General features: G+C 36.5%; 19 protein-coding genes. 2 read left to right on the top strand and 17 right to left on the bottom strand.

The annotated features are described in order from the left end of the window. Nucleotides 1–78: 78 nt before the first annotated feature. The 4 genes from NH286_RS07990 to NH286_RS07975 are packed head-to-tail and all read right to left on the bottom strand — an operon-like array spanning nt 79 to nt 4196. Nucleotides 79–774, bottom strand: a complete 696-nt coding sequence (locus tag NH286_RS07990; protein ID WP_265238108.1) for a pseudouridine synthase — start codon at nt 772–774, stop codon at nt 79–81. Continuing rightward, complete coding sequence (locus NH286_RS07985; RefSeq protein ID WP_199792168.1) at nt 771–1097, bottom strand: PadR family transcriptional regulator; 327 nt, start codon at nt 1095–1097, stop codon at nt 771–773. Before NH286_RS07985 ends, NH286_RS07990 begins: the two co-directional genes overlap by 4 nt. 40 nt (nt 1098–1137) lie before the next feature. Then, nucleotides 1138–3699, bottom strand: a complete 2562-nt coding sequence (locus tag NH286_RS07980; protein WP_265238106.1) for an ATP-dependent DNA helicase — start codon at nt 3697–3699, stop codon at nt 1138–1140. Further along, entirely contained in the window at nt 3696–4196 is a 501-nt protein-coding gene (locus NH286_RS07975; protein ID WP_265238104.1) for a GNAT family N-acetyltransferase, read from the bottom strand. The genes NH286_RS07980 and NH286_RS07975 overlap by 4 nt, the downstream gene beginning before the upstream one ends. A gap of 94 nt (nt 4197–4290) precedes the next feature. Here NH286_RS07975 and NH286_RS07970 point away from each other — a divergent pair, with 94 nt between their 5' ends. Next, a complete protein-coding gene (locus NH286_RS07970; RefSeq protein ID WP_265238102.1) occupies nt 4291–5472 on the top strand; it encodes an NAD(P)/FAD-dependent oxidoreductase in 1182 nt (393 codons plus the stop codon). A 55-nt stretch (nt 5473–5527) separates the two neighbouring features. Here the strand turns inward: NH286_RS07970 and uraA are convergent, their stop codons facing one another. From uraA to NH286_RS07905, 13 genes are all read right to left on the bottom strand, one after another. Continuing rightward, nucleotides 5528–6793: a uracil permease gene (gene uraA / locus NH286_RS07965; protein ID WP_265238100.1), complete on the bottom strand. Its 1266-nt coding sequence runs from the start codon at nt 6791–6793 to the stop codon at nt 5528–5530. Nucleotides 6794–7305: 512 nt separating this feature from the next. Beyond that, entirely contained in the window at nt 7306–7617 is a 312-nt protein-coding gene (locus NH286_RS07960) for a hypothetical protein (RefSeq protein ID WP_106460963.1), read from the bottom strand. Between the two features lie 56 nt (nt 7618–7673). Then, complete coding sequence (locus tag NH286_RS07955; protein ID WP_265238097.1) at nt 7674–8885, bottom strand: arginine deiminase; 1212 nt, start codon at nt 8883–8885, stop codon at nt 7674–7676. 579 nt (nt 8886–9464) lie between these two features. Beyond that, nucleotides 9465–10772, bottom strand: a complete 1308-nt coding sequence (locus tag NH286_RS07950) for an ABC transporter substrate-binding protein (protein WP_265238095.1) — start codon at nt 10770–10772, stop codon at nt 9465–9467. A 99-nt stretch (nt 10773–10871) separates the two neighbouring features. Further along, nucleotides 10872–11690: a carbohydrate ABC transporter permease gene (locus NH286_RS07945; protein WP_106460966.1), complete on the bottom strand. Its 819-nt coding sequence runs from the start codon at nt 11688–11690 to the stop codon at nt 10872–10874. Between the two features lie 6 nt (nt 11691–11696). Continuing rightward, a complete protein-coding gene (locus NH286_RS07940) occupies nt 11697–12581 on the bottom strand; it encodes a carbohydrate ABC transporter permease (RefSeq protein WP_265238092.1) in 885 nt (294 codons plus the stop codon). After that, entirely contained in the window at nt 12581–13651 is a 1071-nt protein-coding gene (locus tag NH286_RS07935; RefSeq protein ID WP_106460968.1) for an ABC transporter ATP-binding protein, read from the bottom strand. Before NH286_RS07935 ends, NH286_RS07940 begins: the two co-directional genes overlap by 1 nt. 11 nt (nt 13652–13662) lie before the next feature. Beyond that, nucleotides 13663–13986, bottom strand: coding sequence for a hypothetical protein (locus NH286_RS07930; RefSeq protein ID WP_265238090.1), 324 nt, complete (start codon nt 13984–13986; stop codon nt 13663–13665). A gap of 183 nt (nt 13987–14169) precedes the next feature. Further along, nucleotides 14170–14562 carry an SH3 domain-containing protein gene (locus NH286_RS07925; RefSeq protein ID WP_265238088.1) on the bottom strand — a complete coding sequence of 131 codons (393 nt, stop codon included), beginning with the start codon at nt 14560–14562 and terminating at the stop codon, nt 14170–14172. Next, nucleotides 14562–15218, bottom strand: coding sequence for a protein tyrosine kinase (locus tag NH286_RS07920; protein WP_106460970.1), 657 nt, complete (start codon nt 15216–15218; stop codon nt 14562–14564). Before NH286_RS07920 ends, NH286_RS07925 begins: the two co-directional genes overlap by 1 nt. Continuing rightward, nucleotides 15211–16107, bottom strand: a complete 897-nt coding sequence (locus tag NH286_RS07915) for a chain-length determining protein (RefSeq protein ID WP_265238086.1) — start codon at nt 16105–16107, stop codon at nt 15211–15213. Before NH286_RS07915 ends, NH286_RS07920 begins: the two co-directional genes overlap by 8 nt. Continuing rightward, entirely contained in the window at nt 16097–16888 is a 792-nt protein-coding gene (locus NH286_RS07910) for a glycosyltransferase (RefSeq protein WP_265238085.1), read from the bottom strand. The genes NH286_RS07915 and NH286_RS07910 overlap by 11 nt, the downstream gene beginning before the upstream one ends. Further along, nucleotides 16888–18036 (bottom strand): glycosyltransferase, encoded by a 1149-nt coding sequence (locus tag NH286_RS07905; RefSeq protein WP_265238084.1) that lies wholly within the window; start codon nt 18034–18036, stop codon nt 16888–16890. The genes NH286_RS07910 and NH286_RS07905 overlap by 1 nt, the downstream gene beginning before the upstream one ends. Nucleotides 18037–18346: 310 nt before the next feature. On the opposite strand from NH286_RS07905, the gene gltS reads away from it, so the two are divergent. Then, nucleotides 18347–19525, top strand: coding sequence for a sodium/glutamate symporter (gene gltS, locus NH286_RS07900; RefSeq protein ID WP_265238083.1), 1179 nt, complete (start codon nt 18347–18349; stop codon nt 19523–19525). Nucleotides 19526–19732: the final 207 nt, after the last annotated feature.

Below are 19732 nucleotides of genomic sequence, written 5' to 3'. Positions count from 1 at the left end.
TCTCTCATCTATTATAACATATTAATATATTATCACATTTACTAATTTTTTGCAAGTGTTTTCATAAAATTATCTTAGCTAAGAAAAAAGCTCTAACTCTGATTCAGTTAGGTCTCTATAGTCACCCTCATCTAAATATGGGTCAAGCTTTAAATCTCCTATAGCTATTCTTTTTAAGCTGGTAACTTCATTTCCTAGATTTGAAAAAAGCCTCTTAACAAGGTGAAACTTGCCTTCTGTCACCTTAACAAGGGCCTTGTTTGGCTCTAGAATTTCAAGGTCAGCTGGCCTTGCTGTGTAATCGTCTTCTTTTATATAGACTCCATTTTTAAATTCCTCAATGAAGCTTTTATCAATTGGATCTCTTGTGATGGCCTCATAGGTCTTTGTTATATTTGAATTTGGACTTGTTATCTTATGAATAAGTTTACCATCTGTCGATAGAATTAAAAGACCAGTTGTATCCTTATCTAGCCTACCTGCTATTGATAGGTCATAATCTAGGTAAAAATCATCCAAAAGGTCAATTACGGTTTGATCCTCATCTTTTGTAGCTGATAAAACCCCTGCTGGCTTATTCATCATTAGATGGATGTTTTCTATATATTCCACGAAATGGCCCATATAGTAGACTTCATCTACATAAGGGTCTACCTTTGTTGATGAATCCTTCACAGTCTCTCCATTTATAACTAGGGCTCCTTTTTTTGCATTTCTTTTTATATTTTTCCTGGTATCAAGGCCGGTATTGCCTATCATCTTGTCGACTCTCATTTTCTCCCCTTTTCTAGGATATTTGCCATGGCCTGGCTTAGACTATCATATGATTTGTAAAAATCCTCAAGATAGTCCCTACCCTGATCTGTTATATAGTAATATTTTCTCTTAGGACCTATGTCTGATTTCCTGTAGGTGCCTAAGATTAGGCCTTTTTTGATAAGCCTAGTCAATATTGGGTAGACAGTTCCTTCTGTCATATTGTAAAAACCATTTAGCTTGAGTTCTTCAATTATTTCATAGCCATAGGTTTCCTTGTTTTTGATTATGTGCAGGATTATCCCATCGATCAATCCCTTTAACATTTGCGAATCTATCATTTTATCACCTAGCTATATTGTATTACATAGTAGACTTTTATCAATCTCTTTTACAAAAATACTTCATCTGGCAGAATTTGCACTTGTTCTTATCTTCGGTCCTTCTTAGGGTGAGGTTTTCATCGATTAATTTTGCAATCTTGTCAATCTTATTTATATCAAAATCTGTTGGGGCTACTTCTATGAGCCTATCTTCTTCTATAAAATAAAGATACATCTTGTTCACATCCCTACCTGTAGCCTTGACTAAGTGCCTGTAGGTCATGAGCTGATTTTTGTAGGATTCGATAAAATCTTCCTTATAGGAACCTGTTTTTATATCCAAAATTGACCCGTCTTTTAGGCCTATATCCACCTTTCCCTGGAGGATGTAAAAGTTTCTATCTAGCTTGTAATTTGCTTCCACAGAATCTATTTCAAAGTCTCTTTTGGAAAAATTGTCCAAAGGCTCCTTATATTTTGGATTTTCCTTAAGAAAGGCTTCTAATTTTTCCTTATCTTCTGGCCTTAAGGCCATGTATTCGGCAAGCTTATGGGTATTGGTACCAAAGGAGAGGGCTTCTGTCTTTAGGGCTTTAAAATCAAATTTTCTGATAAATCTGTAGGATAAAGGACAAGATTTATAAACTTCTATATCTGTTGTGTAGGCTAGGGTCTTCTTTTCCTTCTCTTCTTCGGTTCTTTTAAAATCAATTGTCTTTAAAATCGAGCTTGGAGGATATTTTTTTGCAAAATTTGCAAGCCTTACATCTTTATTATTATCAAGCAAAACCAGGAGGTTTTTGGCCCTGGTAAAGCCTGTATAGTATTTCCTATAAAAGTCTTTTACGAAAGTAAAGTCCTTTGGATCTCTCTTTGCTAGGAAATCATTGGTATTTGCCCTTGGCTTATCATAAAGACCTGATATAAAAACTGTATCAAACTCAAGGCCCTTGGCCTGGTGGATGGTCATGAAATTTACCGCATCCTTGTGACTTTCGAGGTCTTTTAATTCTTCAATGGCCTTTGATGAGTATAGGTGGAAAATATAAGCTTCTACAAATTCCTGGTAATAATCTTCACCCCTATCACTTCCATAAATTTCATCAAAATCCCTTGCTGCTTCTATGAAGGCAGAAATATTTGTAATCTCCCTTAAGGCTTCCATTTCCTTTTCATCTTTTATAAGAAAGGCTCTAAAATAATCAAGGCCTAAAGCTTGGTAGAGAAGATTTGTGACAGGTATATCAGCTCCATTTTTAGAAGTTATAAAGTCCATGATTTCTTTGTTTTGGGCTATAGACAAATCGTTATTAAGGTCAAAAAGATAATTCATATAGGCAATTTTTGCCTTGGCATCCCTGCCATAAGCATTGGCCGGGTCTTCGTAATATGGACTAATACCTACTAGCTTCATTAGAATAAAGACAAGGGCCCTTATCTCGCTTCTTTCAAAATATTTAGCAGATTTCTTATTTAATACCCTTAGGCCATTTGCTTCAAAAAAAGCTTGGAGATTGTTTACATAATCATTTCCCAAGGATGGGAATAAGAAGGCGATTTGGCCAAGATTTATATAGGTGGATAAAATTTTTACCACCTTTAATAAATTGCCATATTCATAGGCCCTGGCCCTAACTATTGTATTTGGATTAGATTCCTTAGCCTTGGCCCTGAGATTTTTATCTATTATATCCTTAGCACCCAAGCTTTTAAGCCAAGCACTCGCTCCATCTAGGATGTGTTGGTTAGATCTGTAATTGATATCAAGCCTATAAATATTTGCCCTATAGCCCTTGGCCTTAAAGAAATTGTCGCTAAAATTGGTTAAGTTTTTTGGATCTGCTCCCCTAAAGGCATATAGGGACTGGTCATCGTCGCCAAAGACCATGATTTCCTTATCCCTGACTAGCTTAAAGGCAATCTCCTGCTGGATGTGGTTGGTGTCTTGGTATTCATCGACTATGACAAAGTCAATGTCAGACCTGATTTCTTCTCCCCTTACTGGGTCATCTAAGAGCCTATAAAAATCCCTTAAAATCATCTGGAAATTGACTAGATTTCTGTCTGTTAATATTTTTTCATGAGTAAGGAAAATTTTGCCAGCAAAGGCTTCTTTTGGGTCTTCGCTTGCCAAAAGTTTTAGGGGATCGTAGAGTTTGTTTGTTATTTCTTCGTAGATATTTTTTATGACAAAGACGTCGTTGTAGTCTATAAAAATATCATAGTCTGGGATTTTTTTGTAAAGGTACAGATTTTTTTCAATTATATAGGTCTCCATCACCGTATCTATGATGGTCTTATCTAGGAAATTCTCATCAAGGACTGGGTATTTTTCCATAAAATCAAGAGCCAAGGAGTGGAAATTTCCTATCATCATATCCTTAAGCTCGGCTCTTATTCCTTCGTTTTTAAATTCAGAAATTATCCTGGTAGAAAGCTCCTTGGCAGCCTTTTTGGTGAAGGTAGTAATTAGAATCCTATTTGCCTGATAGCCCTCGTTTTTTATAAGGCTTACGACTTTTTTGACTATGGTAAAGGTTTTACCAGTGCCAGGGCCAGCGATTACTGCAGCAGGAGTCCTTGCCTTATTTATAATTATATCTTGCTTTTCATTAATCATAACTTTAACTCATAGGCTATTCTTGGCTTTTTCTTACCTTCTTCATCAATTAAAATTTTCCCAATTTTTTTAAAGCCATATTTATTTAACAAAGACCTCATCCTAAAATTATCATGGTGGGTATCTATCCTTAGGCTATCAAGATTTAAATAAATTCCATACTTTAGTATCTCCATCATAAATCTTGACCCAAGTCCCTTTTCCCTAGATTCAATATCCACTGCAAAGGTGTGAATGGTAATGTAATTTTCCCCATTAAAATCCTGGTCAAGGTCTTTATAAGGTGATTCCTTATCATCAGAAAGGTATGCATAGGCCTTAACCTCCCCCTTATCTTCGTAGACATAAGACTTGCCTTTAATAATTTGATTACAAAGAAAATCCCTATCCATAGACCCAATCTGCCATTGGTCTATACCATCTTCCTTTAGGGCTTTTTTAGCATTTTCTATTATGTATTCAATTTTGTTTATATCTTTAATTTCTGCTCTTCTCATAGAAATATTATACCATAAAAGCTTCTTATCGTTGTTATAATCTTATCAAAGTGATATAATTATAAGAGATAAGCAAAATATGAAAGGATAGTAAATGTACGATTATTTAATTATAGGAAATGGTATAGCTGGTTTATCAGCTGCAGAAGAAATTAGAAAACACGAAGATACAGCGACTATACTCATAGTATCTGATGAAAAAGGTCATACCTATTGGAGAACTAGACTATCAGAGCTAATTGCCAAAGACTTTAACGATGATGAAATCCTTGTCAAGAAAGACCCTTGGTATAATGACAGACACATTGAGGAAAGATTTAACACAAAGGTTGTAAAAATAGATAAGGACAAGAAGCTTGCCTACCTTGAAGATGGAGAAGAGATAGAATATGGCAAGGTCCTAATTGCAACAGGAGCTCATGCCTTTATCCCACCTATCAAAAACGCTGACAGCCAAGGTGTTTTTGCAATAAGAAGCTCAGAAGACCTAGTAGAATTTAAAAATTATGTTAAGGATAAGAAAAAATTAGTTATAATCGGCGGTGGAATCCTAGGACTAGAAGCTGCTGATTCAGCTCACAAGCTTGGCCTTGATATCCTTGTAATAGAAGCCTTTGATTACCTACTAGCTAGACAGCTTGACAGAGACCTTTCAGGCAAATTAGAAAAGGCCCTAAATGAGATGGGAATTGAAACCCTAACAGGCAAAAATACCAAGGAAATCCTAATCGAAGATGGCCACGTTGTTGGAGTAAAGCTATCAGATGATTCAGAAATCAAAGCTGATGCCATCATGATCCAAGCAGGTGTAAGATCTAATATAGAAATCGCCCAAAACTCAGATCTAGCCACAGACAGGGGCATCCTAGTAGGAGAAGACCTAAAAGTAGAAGGCTATGACATCTACGCTGCAGGAGATGTGGCTCAAATAGATAATTTCACAATCGGACTTTGGACAGCCAGCATGGAAATGGGCAAGATTGCCGGTGCCAACATGACTGGAGAACATAGAACTTATGAAAAACCAAAACCATTCTCAACTCTAATGATTGGTGATATCAAGCTATTTTCTGCAGGAATGAATTCTGGCGAAGGTATTGAAGAAGAAAAAATCGAAAAAGACGGAAAAATCTACAAACTCTTTAAAAATGGAGATAAGTTTGTAGGCGGCATCCTTTGGGGAGATATAAAATACCAAATGGATGTCAAAGCTATAGTCTTTGAAGGCAAAGACCCAGCTGAGACAAAACTAGGCGCAGAAATATTTGGTCTTTAATTTAAAAAATCCAAGATGATCATAAGGATCGCCTTGGATTTTTTATTTGCTAAATTTATTGATTTGTTAAGTTTAATTTTCTTAAAAGAGTCATAAAGGCTGATAGGACAACTGCTACAACAGATGCTAGAACCATGCCTGATAGGTTTATTGACCCAAACTTAATTGATAGGCCTGAAAGACCAGCTATAAATATTACTGATGTTAGAACTAGGTTTATAGATTTTGAATAATCGATCCTTTGATCTACCAAAAGCCTGATGCCGCTTGTACCAATCATTCCATAAAGTAGGAAGGTTACCCCGCCTATGACATTGCCTGGAATGGTTGAGATGAAGGCTGCAAGTGGTCCAAAGAAGGCCATAAGGATTGAAACTACAGCAGCTCCGCCTATAACTTGGACTGAATAAACTCCAGTAATAGCCATAACCCCGATGTTTTCACCATAAGTTGTAGTTGGTACACCACCTACAAGACCTGAAATGGCTGTAGAGAAGTTATCTGCAAAGATTGACCTGTGTAGGCCAGGATCTTTTAGAAGGTCCTTGCCGACAATATTTGAGGTTACAACTTGGTGGGAGATGTGCTCGCTTGTTATAACAAGAATTACCGGTAGCATAGCAAGGATTGATTCTACTGAAAACTTAGCCAAGTGGAAGTTTGGCATAGTAAATAGCTTTGCTTCAAGAACCGGTGTAAAGTCAACCATATCAAAAAATACAGCTGAAATATAACCTACAATTATAGCAATTAGGATAGGAATTGTTGAGAAAAATCCCTTAAAGGCTACAGAACCGATGATGGCTGTAAATAGGGTTATGCCAAAAACTATAAAGTCCTTAGAGCTAGCTGTATCTGTCATAAGGTTAGCACCAATGGCACCTCCTGTGACAGTATTGCCTGCAAGCTCAAAACCAATTAGGGCTACGACAGCACCCATAGCAGCAGGTGGCAATACTACATCAATCCATTTTATGCCAAACTTATAGATAATATAGGCCATGATACAACCTAAAATTCCGACTACAACAAAGGCACCTTGCGCATATTCAAATCCTTGTTTTGCAATAATAGCTGTACCTGGTGCTAAAAATGCAAATGAGGAACCCAAATAAGCAGGTGCCTTGCCTTTAGTAATAAGTATAAATAATAATGTACCAATACCATTCATAAGAAGAACGATTCCTGGGTTAATTTGAAATAAAATAGGAACTAAAACAGATGCCCCAAACATTGCAAAAGTGTGTTGCAAAGATAGCGGCAATAGTAATTTAGCTGGAACCTTGTCATCAATATGATAGATTTTCTTTTCTTTAGACATAAATACCTCCATAAATTTTTCGAGATCTAGGACCCCAAACTTCCTATATAATACCCAAAAAAAGATACTTTGTCAATGAAAATAAAGAAAAGTTTTGCAAATAATTTTATAAGAAATTAAGCTTAGGAAAGTAAGGCTGTGAGCCTAGCTATAGATTTATTTTAGAGCAAAATATGATATAATATATATGTTATCATTACCCAATCTGATAGCAGAAAGGGGGTGTTTGCAATGGATTTCCTAATATCCCTTTTGATTTCCGTTATGGCAAATGTAAGTGGTTACTATATTTGCAAATGGTTAGAAACTAGCCCGTCTGGCTCCTGGAAGACCCTCCACGGAGTGGTCAAGCGAAGCTTGATTTTAAAGATGATAACTAGCCAAAAAAAGGACGAGCGGCAACTCGTCCTTTTTTCGTTCGCAATGGAACTAATATCCCTTTGGTTAATAATATTATACCCAAAACACCATTTTTTTCAATATCTATGATAATTCTGGATTCATTAAATAATTTATTCTAATTCCTCACCATTAAAGGCATCTATAAAGTCGTCCTTGGCTCTGTTGGCTTTTTCTTTAGCCCTATCTACACCGCCTTTGACATTTTCAATACCTTCTTTAACTTCTTTTTTATTTTTCTTTAGTAGGTAGGCGCCTGCCCCTATTAGGAAGGCTCCCTTTGCTATTCTTGAAATAATATTTGGTTTATCTTTGTAATTGCTATCTTTAAACATTTTAGATCCTCTTTTCTTTTTATCATCTTTTAAAGCGTCGGTAATCTTATCTGCCGCCGCTATAGCTGCAAGTTTCTTAAATAATCCCATAAGATACTTCCTTTCTAAGATAATACTTATCTTAAATATTTTATACCCACTTTTTCCTAATCTCTAACAAGTGGCATAGACATACATCTTGGACCACCCCTACCGACTGTAAGGGTTGAAGAATCTAGCTTTATAACCTCTATATCATTTAATTCTAGCATCCTATTTGTGACATTATTTCTCTTATAGACTATAACCTTGCCTGGGGCAATAGCTAAGGTATTTGACCCGTCTGTCCACTGTTCACGAAGGGCTGCAATTGGGTCTCCTCCCCCACATGGCAAAAGATTTATCTTATCAAGACCAAGGGCATCCTTAAGTAGGTCATCAAGGCTTTTATCCATCTGCTCGCTTACAAGTTCTCCATTTTTTGATGTAAAGCTTACTGCATGGAAGCTTGAGATAATTCCAGGATGGTAGGTAAAGGTATCAAAATCTATTTGGGTGAAGACCGTATCAAGGTGCATGTAGGCCCTCTCATTTGGAATATTTACAGCAAGAACTTGCTTAACTTCGTTATTTTCATCAAAAATTAGATTTCTAGCAAGCTTTTCTATAGCGTCGATTTCAGTTCTCTGGCTAATACCAACCATGACTAGGTTTTCGTTGATATTTAGTATATCGCCACCTTCTATGTGCTTATCTTCATGTCTGCCATAATAGTCTTTGATATCCTTATATTCTGGATGGTATTTGAAGATATAATCAGCATAGATAGTCTCACGAGACCTAGTTACAGAATACATAGCATTTATTGAAACACCATTTGCTATTGATGAAAAAGGGTCTCTGGTGAAGTATAAGTTTGGCATAGGATTTATAGCTGTGTATCTTTCGTGGCTTACAACCCTATCTCTAAGATGGTTAAAGGCATCAATTTCTGCAAGGCTAATGCCTGCCATAGTTTTTTCCACAAATTCTTTATTATCCTTAATGCTTTCTAAAAGATTCTTAGATTCCTTGAAAATATCAGCATTGACAAGACCTGCCTCATCCAAATATTCTTTTAAAAACTTATCCCTAAGGCCATCATTTGCACTAAGAGTTTCAGCCATAAGGTCTTCAAGATAAACAACTTCCACCATATTATCCCTAAAAATCTTCGCAAATTCATCATGCTCTTCCTGGGCCTTTTCTAGATCAGGAATATCATCAAATAAAAGCTCATCTAGTAGGTTAGGGGTAAGATTTAAAAGCTCATCTCCAGGTCTGTGTAGCATAACCTTCTTAAGGGTCTTGATTTCATTATTTACATTAATTCTTGCCATATCTCCTCCAAAATATTTTTTAAAAAAGGGACTATTGTAGCAAAACCTACAAAAGTCCCTATTATCAACCGGTATAAGCCGATATCTTTAATTTTCTTAAGCTTATTATATCACGATTTTTCATTTTCGGCTAATATTGTTATATTTTTATCAATTAGTACTAAAAAAAGACCAGCTAAGTGCTGGTCCCAAAGTCAGGCTACAAATACCCGACTCTTAATATAAGTCTGCTAGACTTCTTGTTATCATTATATATGTAAAATAGCAAGCCCTCCAGCTCATTGAGGACTGGCCACTATATTTGCAAATGGCTAGATAAAGCTAGCCCGTCTGGCTCCTGGAAGACCCTCCACGGAGTGGTCAAGCGAAGCTTGATTTTATAGATGATAATTAGCCTAGAAATAAAAAGACGAGCGTTAGGGCTCGTCTTTTTATGGTCAAACCATGCTATGATTTTCGAAATCATGGTTAATAGTATTATACTTATACATATTAATATTTCAACAACGTCATTTATACATAAACTACTAATATTATATAAATCTAAAAAAGACCAGCTTGCCGCTGGTCCTTATTTTGTTATTGGAAATCTGCTTCGAATTGACCTTTGAATGCTTCCATTTCTGCTTTTACGTCAGCATCTGGGTTTGATAGGATTTCTTCTAATTTTGTTGCTATATCGTTGTAGGCTTGTTGGCTGCCTGGTACAAGTGGTCTTGAGAATAATTTCTCACTTGCTGGTGCTAGGATTGGAGCTATTTTTGACTCTGAATTTTTGTATTCATCGCTTTCTACAGCGCTCTTTCTAGCTGGCATGTAGCCTGTTGCTAGACCAAATTTAATTTGTGCTTCTTTGCTTGCTAGGTATTTTATAAATTTGAAGGCTGCATCTTTTTCTTCATCACTTGCACCTTCAAACATATATACGTTTGTACCTTGTTGAACAGCTTTATCAGCTGGATATGGCATTACATCGTAGGTGAATTTATCTTCTACACCTTCTTTTACATATACTTCACCAGCATTTGATCCAATATAGCCTGCTAGTTGTTCATTGGCAAATGGACCTGATAGGTATTGGTCTGTTCCTGCTATTCTGAAGTAGCCTTCTTTTATACCATCTAGGTAATAATTAACCGCTTCGATTGACTCAGGGCTTGTTACATCTAAGTCTGGACCAAAGTCTACACCTTTGTTTTTAAGGTAGGTTACGTAGAAGTTTGATAGAGAGTCCCAACCGAAAGCTGGAATGCCTTTTTCTTCTTTGATTTTCTTTGCTACTTCTTTTAGCTCTTCAAAGTTTGTTGGGTTTTCTAGTTTTAGTTCATCAAATAGGTCTTTGTTGTACCAAAGAACTTCTGTTGATTTGTTAAATGGTAGACCGATGATTTTGCCATCTTGTTCGATTTCGTTTCTTACGCCTTCAAAGATGTCATCATAATCTTCTATGCCGCCTTCGCCTTTTACCCTATCTGTTAGGTCAGCTACCATGCCTGCTTCGCTAAATTGTAGCATCCAGTCAGGATAAGCTTGAGTTATGGTTGGGAGGTCTTTAGGTGATTGCATTGTTGCAACTAGGATTTGGTTAAGATCACCATATCCACCTTGGTGTTGAAGTGTTACTTTTATATCTGGGTTTTCTTTTTCAAAGTCAGCTACGATTGCTTCTAGAGCTTCACCTTGGCCACCACCCATTGCATGCCAGAATTTGATTTCTGTTTGACCTTCTTTGGCTGGTTCTGTTTTTTCTTCTTTAGAATCTTCTGCTTTTTTAGATTCTTCTACCTTAGTCTCTTCTTTAGGAGCCTCGTTTGATGTAGATCCACATGCTGAAAATACTCCTAGACTTAAGACTAGCGCTGCTAATAATGATAATTTCTTTTTCATTTTTACCCCTTATTTCTCCTTTTTAAAGGTGCTTCTCGGCTAATTATTTAGCTACGTTCTTACAATAAATATATACCCCTCTAGGGATTTTTTTCAAGATTAACCTTTTATACCTCCAAATGATACTCCTCTTAGGATTTGCTTCCTGAAGATAAAGTAAAGTATTAGGATTGGTAAGATTGTAATGGTTGATGCTGCCATTTGTAGGTGGATTAATTGACCTGCTTCTGTGGCAAATGATGATAGACCATTTGATATTAGCCTCATCTTTGTTGTGTTTGTAACAAGGATTGGCCATAAGAATGAGTTCCAACCTGTGATGAAGTTAAGCAGGCCTATGGTAAATAGGTTTTGCTTACACATCGGTATCATAACCCTTCTTATAAATTCAAAGTCGCTTGCCCCGTCTACCTTGGCTGCATTATAAAATTCCATTGGGACAGATTTTAAAAATTCTTTTAGGTAGAATATATAAAATACTGATGCCAAAAATGGGATTATTAGTGCTGTGTAGGTATCTAATAGACCTAGCTTGGCTATGGTTGAATAATTGGTGAAAATTATTATTTCAAAAGGAACCATTAATAAGGCTAGCATGAAATTTTGTAAGACTGTTTTCCCCTTAAAGTTTAGGAAATTTAGGGCAAAGGCTGCAAGTACTGTTGTTATCAGAGTTCCCATAGTATTTATTAGGGATACAAATACTGTGTTTACAAAATATCTTGCAAATGGAGCTGCCTTCATGGCCTCTACATAGTTTGCAAATTGTGGGGCCTTTGGTAAAAGCTTAGGCGGAATCTGTGTCACCTCTCCAAAACTCATTAATGATGATGATATCATGTACAAAAATGGGAAGAGGGTTACAGCTGCCATTATTATTATGAATATGAATGATAAAACTTTTAATACTTTTCTCATTTTAACCTACCTTGATATCATCTTTATTATTTTTCTTTGAGCAAAGGTTAGGACTAATAGGAAGAGAAAGAGTAGGACTGCTGCAGCCATGGCCTGGCCATACCTATATTCTACATAAAACTTCCTATATATATAAAACACTGCTGTTATCAGCCTATTTCCCACACCTGCCTTGCCATTAAAGAGGGCGAAAATCTGGTTATAAACCTTAAAGGCTGAAATAAAACTTGTCAAAAACAAAAATGTAATTATGCTTGTAAGCTGTGGGAGGGTTATCTTTTTAAATTGCTCCCAGCCGCTTGCCCCGAAGGTATCGGCTATCTTATAATAAGACTCATCTATTCCCCTAAGACCAGCTAAGATTACGATTATATTAAAGGCTAGGGCATTCCACACACCAAATATAATGGCTGCTAGCATGTTGTAGTCAGGATTGTTTAAAAAATCAATTGGACCTATACCCACAAAAGATAGCATGTGGTTGATAAAACCATATTTGCCATTAAATAAATACCTAAATACGATACCTACAGCTATTACACTTGTTAGGTAAGGTATAAAAAATATTGTCTCAAAAAACTTATCTCCCTTAATTTTCTCATTTAGGATTAGGGCTATAAACATGGAAATGATTATAGACAAAGGCACGACTGTGACCGAATAAATCAAGGTATTTTTCATAGCCAGCCTAAAGAGCTTGTCATTTAGGACTATAGGGAAATTTTGAAAGCCAACATAGGTTGGATTCATGATGTTATTGTTGTGAACACTCATGTAGAAGGTTCTAATAAGTGGATATACATTAAATACCAGTATAAAGAATAAGGCAGGAAGCAAGTATAACCAAGCCTTGTTGGTCTTTTCTGCCCTGTAGGAGGACTTTTTCTTCATTAGTAGACTCTCTTTCCATCTTCTTCAAATATATAGATTGCCTTATGATCAATTGAAACTCTAATCTTTTCCCCATCTTTTATATCAAGGGCTGAATCGACAACCATCCTTGATGCCTGGCCTAGGATATTAAAATGCAAGATCATATAACGACCTATCATTTCCCTAGTTTCTACTTCTATTTCTAGATCCCCATTTGGATCAAGCTTGAAATGCTCTGGCCTAATCCCTACTAGGTAGGTATCCTTATCAAGACTTGCCTTTTTTCTATCTTCGATAAGCTTTGATTTATCTAAGAATAGATTGTCCCTGCTTATAGAATCTTTTGTATTATCAAGCTCGTAAATATTTATTATAGGATTGCCTATAAATTTAGCTACAAAGAGATTTGCAGGCTCTAGATATAGATTTTGTGGCTTATCAAATTGTTGGATGACACCCTTATCCATTAGGGCTATGTAGTCACTAATTGATAGGGCTTCTTCTTGGTCGTGGGTTACAAATACTGTAGTAACCCCTACAGATTTTACAATATTTCTAATCTCTTCTCTGATAGATAGCCTTAGCCTAGCATCCAGGTTACTTAAAGGCTCATCTAGAAGTAGGGTCTTAGGATTTTTAACTAAAGCTCTTGCTATTGCAACCCTTTGTTGTTGACCACCAGATATTTGGCTAGGCTTCTTATCCTTTATATCTGTAATATAGGTAAGGTCCATATATTTTTGGGCTCTTTTAATAGCTTCTTCCTTTTTAATCTTATGCTCACCAACAGTTAGGGGAAAGATTATATTTTCAAGGACTGTCATATGCGGATATAGGGCATAATTTTGAAATACCATTCCTATATCACGATCTTTTGGGTGAAGATTTACAATCGAATCATTATCAAATAGGATATCTCCCTCAGTTGGGTCAAGTATACCCGCTATAATATTTAGGATTGTAGACTTACCACAACCAGAAGGACCAAGAAGGGTCACAAGGGCTCCTTCTTCTATATCCAGATTGACAGATTTTAAGGCTTCATAGCCATTTTCATAAACTTTTCTTAAATTTTTGATATTAATCATTTAATCCTCTTTCATACCAATGGGAATTTTAGTAATAGATACAACATCACAACCATCAAAATTATACCGATCAGGGTAAAAGCATCGATTTGCTTTTTTAAAGCCATAATGACTAGGGATATTGATAATAAAAATAACAATAAATATAATTGCACAAACAAATCACTAGCCGGGCTTATAATCGATATAAATAGGGCTATTGCGGCAAGTAAAGCTGTCACAATGCTGACATAGGCATATACCCTTTTGCCATCTATTATGAAGTTAATTAAGCTAATTACAGCTGTCACCGCAAAGATTGGCATAAAGATATTTTTTAAAAATACAATTATCATTTAAACCTCTCTATTTTAATTATAACATATCTTTTAAATTTTTTTACAAAAATAAGGGCCTAAAGCTAAAAGAATATTTTTTATATTTGCCTTATGAATTATAAAACCTTCTCTGAGCCAGTAAGGAGACGCCTTATAGCCTTTTAAAGATTTATTCTTTTGCTTAGTACCCTTCTTTGTTATTTATTTTTTAATGAGTAGGTCACTTCTTATATAACCTGTTTTGCCATTTACTGTTACCCTTGTCCAGCCTTCAGTTTCACCTAGGTTTAGGATCTCATCATTTGGTCCTACTTCGGCTACTATGGATGAGTTTTCTGATGGAGCAAGTCTCATATTTACGCTATCTTTCACCATGACTTCTACCCCTTCTTCTAGGTCTCTGCCAAGGTCTTTTTCTTCTTCTACCTCTTTTTGCAAATCAGCTTCTTCTTGCTTTTTATCTTCGCTCTTTGTCTCTTCTGCTACTTGGCCTTCTTCTCCTTGGGGATGTCTTACTGATACATAAGAATCATTTTGGCAAGAAGCTAAGAAAATTACAAGACCTAAGATCAAAAGTGTTTTGATTTTTTTCATTAATTGCCTCCAAATAAGTCGTCTAGTTCATCGCTTTGGTATTCATAATCTGTAACTACCACGCCAAGGATTTTAGCCCCTGTGCTTTCTAGTTGGTCAACAGATTCTTCAAGGAGATAGGTTCTTGTTGCTTCTTCATTGGTTAGGATTACTGTCTTATCAGCTAGGCCACAAAATACATTTGCCTCTGCTATGTCAATATTTTCCTTTGTGTTTACAAAGATATAGTCGTATTTTACCATAGCCTCATCAAAAAAACTTTTGATTGCTGATGGCTCTAGATACATATCTTCATAATCAGCTACCCTACCTGTCATAAGAAGGTGGAGATTATCATTTTCCTTTACCAAAACTTCATCAAGGGCATAATCTCCAAGCAGGCAATCTACAAAGCCCCTCTTGTTATAATAGCCCTTCATCTCCTCAAGCTCATCGGCCCTGAGATTGGCATCTATTACTAGAATTCTTTCGTTTTCTTCTGCCAGGTGACCTCCCATTACTAAGATTGTATTTATCTTATTTGTCTTATCATCTGTCGCAGTGAAGGCTACTATAGCATCTGCTGGATCAAGCTTGCTTGTTAGCTTATCTTCTAGATTGTAGAAGGCTTGGAGAAGTATCTCTCTTCTCTCGTCTACTTTTTTTCTTCTAAACATCTAAATCTCCAATCTTATACTTAGGAAGCTTGCCTAGAATTTCTAGCTTGCTTGAAGCCTTGCTTGCTTCTTCTTTTAGAGGTGAAGCAAAAACTATTTCTTCTCCCTCATCTTCCTGCTCATCTACCGCTTCTTTGGCCAAGTCTATAGCATTTCTGTCGATTTTTCTAGTTTCACCAAAGTCTTCTTCTCTATCTTCTATCTTCTCGATAGGTTGGGTGAAGGTTTCTTCCTTAATATCTTCCTTGATTTCTTCTTGTTTTTTGATTTCTTTTTTGTTTTTTTCTACTTGCTTTTTAACTTTTTTTTCTTTTTGCTTGTAGTCTTTCTTTTCTTGTTTTTTAAGCTTGTTATTATATCTTTTAACTGATACAAAAGATCCTAATAGGTAAAGTAAGAATCCTAGGCCACCAGCAATACCTGCATAAGTTAGGCTATTGTCAATAGCCTTGGCATTTTCATAAGAATACTCCATTACATTTGCACCAGTATTGTAAATATTGTTAATAACTGTTGCAGAAAGGTCTGCATATTCATCTGCCAAATCTTCTGCCCTAAGCTTGTTGGTGTCTGTGACTGATATGTCAACGACTGCAGAGTTATCAAGAGCCTTTATCTTCATCTTGCTATCTAATTTTGATAGGGACCAATCTATCTTTAGATTATCCAAGGTCCTTTGTTTAATAGCATTAGAATTGATTACATTTGCAAAGTCATTTGCAGAATTTGCCTCATCTAAATTTTCTACTGAACTTGTCACAAGCTTTGTACTTGCTCTGTATTCCTTAAAGCCTGCAAAATTCAGACCAAAGTAAACAAGCATGGCCACAATTATTCCGGCTATAATTGATGACAAGGTAGCTTGAAACATCGATTTTTTATTTTCCATCTTCTCCTCCATATTGACTAGCACCTTCAAGCATGAGCTTGCGTGCTGCACTTTTTTCTACTTTTCTTAACATCTCTGGATGCCTTATTAAAAATTGTTCTATATAAAGCCTATAGGCCTTTGGAAATAAGGCCCTAGCAAGCTTTCCCTTATCTAGGAAAAACTTCTCATTAAAACCCTCAAACCAGGTCGACTCATCGTTGTAGACTCTTGCTATAAGGTCGGTATTAGTCCTTGCCTTTAGGCCGCTTCTTATGCAATCAAGGATAAATATTGAGTCTTCCCCCGAACCATTTTCTGTTCCTGCCCCAAAATTGGTATTGAGGTAGATATTTTTCCTAGCCACAGCCCTCCTATCAAAGGCAAAGTGGACAGAACCATAGGTCAGGCAATTATAAAAGCCAAGCTTCTTATTTTCCTTAACCTTTATAATCTCTCGACCATCCTGATAAATTATTGTCTTAAATACGAAAAAATCAACATCCGGATAGGAAATAAATCCATCCTTGACCCTGGCCAGGTAGCCTTCTTCAAAGACCTCATCATCATCGGCAAATATTACTATATCAGCATCTGAATTAAGTAGGGCTAGGTTTCTGCTTCTGGCAAGGCCCCTAGTATCTGTCGATATCATCCTCACCTTAAAATCATCTGTAACAATTTCTTCGTAGCCGTTGTGATCAGTCTGATTAATGATTAGGGCGTCACTTTCCAGATTAAACTTCTTATAAAAATCAATACTCTCCACATTCATAGCAGAGATTAATACTTCAACATTCATTATTTTCTAGTAGTCTCCGCCTTTTCCCAAGTTGGCTTAGAATAGCCTCTTAGCTCCCTATAAGCCCCTATTATTTGGGCAAGCATCATGGCACAATAATATCTTGGGAAGTAGAATATCTTGCTCTTTGCTCCTGATAATTGGCCAATTATTGCTAGGGCGTAAAAACCTATTTGCATCAAGAAAAATGACCCGTAGAATACTCCCTCTCCTAGTAGGAAGAAGTTAGTAACCAATAAAACTATATGAAAAAAGGCCTGCAAATATCTTAGGGTCTTGTGGTTGAAGGTAAAAAATGAAAACCATCCATATTCAAATATATTTAGCCTCTTGAGGTTGGTAAATATATTGGTAAGGATCCTTCTTTGCATCCTGACCTTTCTTTTAAATTCATCTGCTGTAGTCTGACCGGCCTTCTCAAAAGCCACAGCCTTTGGATTATAAAGGGCTCTCTTGTGATTTAGGGCTGCATATAAAGGAAGCTCATAGTCGTGGCTATTGACTAGATCAATATGCCTGTAGTCCTTTTTCCTAACAGCATAGATTGCCCCATTGCCGTTGGTTATGGTCTTGATATTTGATTCGATTTTTCTCATCTTAAGCTCAAAATTCCAATAGGTATTTTCAGCTACGACAGATGAAATCTCATCATCTTCGTGATAAATCAAAGAGCCGCACACATATTCTATATCATCATCTACAAAATAAGACACAAGCTCACTTATGGCATTTGACTTAAACATAGAATTGGCATCAGAAAAGACAATAATCTCTCCCTTTGCCACTTCCACCGCCTCGTTTTGGGCATTGGTCTTGCCAAGATGGTTTTTGACAGTGTTTACCCTGATATCATAGTCAGGATTATTTCTAATAAATTCTTCACAAATTTCAACTGTCCTATCTGTAGAAGAGTCATTTGCAATAATCACTTCATAATCTGGATAGTCAGTTTGAATTATGTTTTCAAGCTTTTTTTCTATGACATCCTCTTCGTTGTAGGCAGAAATAATAACCGACACGCTAGGTTTGATAGAATAATCTTGTTTGTTTTCTCTTTTGATAAGCTTATCCAAAATCAAAAGAGTAAGAGGATAGCCTATCATCGCATAAAATAAGGCAAATCCTGCTAAGTAAAATAAAATTTTCATACACTTCTCCTATTATCTAATTATATTATAAAGGACCATACTATTTCAAGGAGAAGGGGCTTTTTTATTGAAATTTTGCTCAAATTCCTATTAAATAAAAAACCTGCTAAAAAAGCAGGCTAAATTAAAAAGTCAAAAACTCTATTTTTTCAAATTAGGCATGCATAGGCACACCTGCATTCATCCTTAACTAATAAGGCTTAGATATATTATACTATTTTGTACACAAATCGCTTCATATAGTAAAAAATCTATTGCTTCTTTGGGAAATAAAAGGATAATATCTTAATAAAATAAGAATGGAGTCATTATGAATATAAAATTAGACATCTTACAAAGCCTGGGCCTTGCTATCATAGCCCTTATCCTAGGCATGGGTCTAAAGAAGAAGTTTTCCTTCCTTAGGACCTTTTTCATCCCAGCCCCTGTAATAGGCGGCCTTCTTATAAGCCTTGTGGTTTTTATCCTAGGCCAAGCTGGTCTTGCCTATTTTGAATTCGATAAAATCCTCCAAGACTTCTTCATGAATATATTTTTCACAGCCATCGGCCTTTCAGCATCCTTTGCCATGCTCAAAATGTCTGGGTCCCTTGGACTAAGGCTAGCACTCGCTATAATAATCCTTTTGCCCCTCCAAAATGTAATTGGAGTAGCCCTTGCCAAAGTCCTTGGCATAAATCCCCTCCACGGCATAGCCATGGGCTCTACATCCATGACTGGTGGCATCGGATCTGCGATAAGCTTTGGCAAAATCATGGAAGATTTGGGAGCTAGTGGGTCTACATCAATAGGTGTAGCTGCTGCAACCTTTGGCCTGCTTGCTGGATCTCTTGTGGGTGGCCCTACAGCCAAAAGGCTGATAAATAAATACACCCTAAAGACAAAGGGAGCCCAGTCAGGTCTTGATAAGAAGAAAATATCTGCCCTTATCAACCAAGAATCCCTAACCCAAGCCATAATCATAATCGGCCTAGCTGCCCTTTTAGGGACTTTTATCAATAAAATCCTTGCCCTAACCGGCCTCAATTTCCCATATTATGTGGGCTGCCAATTTGGAGGACTAATCGTAAGAAATATCTACGATGGCCTAAGAAAGCCGATAAATATGACAAATATAGACACTGTAGGCAATATTTCCCTAAGCCTATTTTTATCCCTAGCCCTAATCAACCTCAACCTGAAAGCAATAATGAGCCTAGCTGGCCCTATGGTCATAATCATGATTGCGCAAGCTATCTTCATCAGCCTATACACAAGCCTAGTCACCTTCAACATCCTAGGCAGGGACTATGATGCAGCAGTCATGGTTGCTGGCCACTGTGGTGTAGGCCTTGGCCAAACCCCAAATGCCATGGCCAATATGGAAGCTATAATCGAAGAAAAAGGCCCAGCCGATGTGGCCATGTTTATCTTTCCAATAGTATTAGCCATTGCAGTTAACCTCACCAATCCTATAGTAATCACTTTCTTTATAAATACTTTCTCATAAAAAAACTGGCCCTAGAGGTCAGTTTTTTCTCGCTTAGCTCGACCATTCTGCACTGGTCCTCCATGTTCCACATAAACATGTGGATTGTCAACACCTATTTGTACAATCTAAAATCGAACGTACTAATTTAAGATTAACTAATAATATCTATTTAATCTTAAATGTCTATATTTAACTGGTGGCAAGTAACCTAAGGATCCATGGATC

The organism is Anaerococcus sp. NML200574, assembly GCF_026131665.1.
In the GTDB taxonomy this organism is placed as follows: Bacteria; Bacillota; Clostridia; order Tissierellales; family Peptoniphilaceae; genus Anaerococcus; species Anaerococcus kampingae.
The sequence above is the reverse complement of the archived record's forward strand: the minus strand, read 5'-3'. Positions and strand labels throughout refer to the sequence as shown.

Bases quoted from the DNA above. Each gene is read 5' to 3' on its own strand.
- NH286_RS07990 (WP_265238108.1), bottom strand. From the start codon at position 774: ATGAGAGTCGACAAGATGATAGGCAATACCGGCCTTGATACCAGGAAA.
- NH286_RS07985 (WP_199792168.1), bottom strand. From the start codon at position 1,097: ATGATAGATTCGCAAATGTTAAAGGGATTGATCGATGGGATAATCCTG.
- NH286_RS07980 (WP_265238106.1), bottom strand. From the start codon at position 3,699: ATGATTAATGAAAAGCAAGATATAATTATAAATAAGGCAAGGACTCCT.
- NH286_RS07975 (WP_265238104.1), bottom strand. From the start codon at position 4,196: ATGAGAAGAGCAGAAATTAAAGATATAAACAAAATTGAATACATAATA.
- NH286_RS07970 (WP_265238102.1), top strand. From the start codon at position 4,291: ATGTACGATTATTTAATTATAGGAAATGGTATAGCTGGTTTATCAGCT.
- uraA (WP_265238100.1), bottom strand. From the start codon at position 6,793: ATGTCTAAAGAAAAGAAAATCTATCATATTGATGACAAGGTTCCAGCT.
- NH286_RS07960 (WP_106460963.1), bottom strand. From the start codon at position 7,617: ATGGGATTATTTAAGAAACTTGCAGCTATAGCGGCGGCAGATAAGATT.
- NH286_RS07955 (WP_265238097.1), bottom strand. From the start codon at position 8,885: ATGGCAAGAATTAATGTAAATAATGAAATCAAGACCCTTAAGAAGGTT.
- NH286_RS07950 (WP_265238095.1), bottom strand. From the start codon at position 10,772: ATGAAAAAGAAATTATCATTATTAGCAGCGCTAGTCTTAAGTCTAGGA.
- NH286_RS07945 (WP_106460966.1), bottom strand. From the start codon at position 11,690: ATGAGAAAAGTATTAAAAGTTTTATCATTCATATTCATAATAATAATG.
- NH286_RS07940 (WP_265238092.1), bottom strand. From the start codon at position 12,581: ATGAAGAAAAAGTCCTCCTACAGGGCAGAAAAGACCAACAAGGCTTGG.
- NH286_RS07935 (WP_106460968.1), bottom strand. From the start codon at position 13,651: ATGATTAATATCAAAAATTTAAGAAAAGTTTATGAAAATGGCTATGAA.
- NH286_RS07930 (WP_265238090.1), bottom strand. From the start codon at position 13,986: ATGATAATTGTATTTTTAAAAAATATCTTTATGCCAATCTTTGCGGTG.
- NH286_RS07925 (WP_265238088.1), bottom strand. From the start codon at position 14,562: ATGAAAAAAATCAAAACACTTTTGATCTTAGGTCTTGTAATTTTCTTA.
- NH286_RS07920 (WP_106460970.1), bottom strand. From the start codon at position 15,218: ATGTTTAGAAGAAAAAAAGTAGACGAGAGAAGAGAGATACTTCTCCAA.
- NH286_RS07915 (WP_265238086.1), bottom strand. From the start codon at position 16,107: ATGGAAAATAAAAAATCGATGTTTCAAGCTACCTTGTCATCAATTATA.
- NH286_RS07910 (WP_265238085.1), bottom strand. From the start codon at position 16,888: ATGAATGTTGAAGTATTAATCTCTGCTATGAATGTGGAGAGTATTGAT.
- NH286_RS07905 (WP_265238084.1), bottom strand. From the start codon at position 18,036: ATGAAAATTTTATTTTACTTAGCAGGATTTGCCTTATTTTATGCGATG.
- gltS (WP_265238083.1), top strand. From the start codon at position 18,347: ATGAATATAAAATTAGACATCTTACAAAGCCTGGGCCTTGCTATCATA.